This window comes from Pilimelia columellifera subsp. columellifera (genome assembly GCF_039532605.1).
GTDB classification, from domain to species: domain Bacteria; phylum Actinomycetota; class Actinomycetes; order Mycobacteriales; family Micromonosporaceae; genus Pilimelia; species Pilimelia columellifera.
On the sequence record NZ_BAAARY010000089.1, the window covers coordinates 1 to 546 of the forward strand.

At 65.9% G+C, this 546-nt stretch carries 1 protein-coding gene; it reads left to right on the top strand.

Annotated elements, in window-relative coordinates:
• A partial coding sequence (locus ABD287_RS18460) for an integrase core domain-containing protein (protein WP_344174827.1) occupies window positions 1–546 on the top strand: 546 nt, incomplete at both ends.

Genomic DNA, 546 nt, shown 5'->3' on the forward strand with positions numbered 1-546 from the left:
GCTACGCGGGCCGTTCAAGGGCGTCTGGTTTCACCTCTACACAGTGATCGACATCTGGTCCCGCTACGTCGTCGGGCACCTGGTCGCAGCACACGAGGACGGGCAACTCGCCGAAGCGTTGATCGCCGACGCGGCCGCCCGCGAACGCGTCGACCCCGACCAACTGACCGTGCACGCCGACCGCGGCGCCGCGATGACCAGCAAAACCCTCACCCAACTGCTGACCGATCTGAAGATCGGCCGTAGTCACAGCCGGCCGAAAACGTCGAACGACAATCCGTACATCGAGGCGAGCTTCAAAACGTTGAAGTACGACCCGAGCTTCCCGGACCGGTTCGGGTCGCTCCAACACGCCCGGCAGCACTGCGAAGCGTTTTACACCTACTACAACCACGAGCACCGGCACTGCGGGATCGGCCTGCACACCCCGGCATCGGTGCATCACCCCACCGCCACGCAGATCCGTGAACAGCGGAAACAGACCCTCGACGCCGCCTGGGCCACCCACCCCGAACGGTTCGGGCGCCGCCGACCGCTACCGCCCCG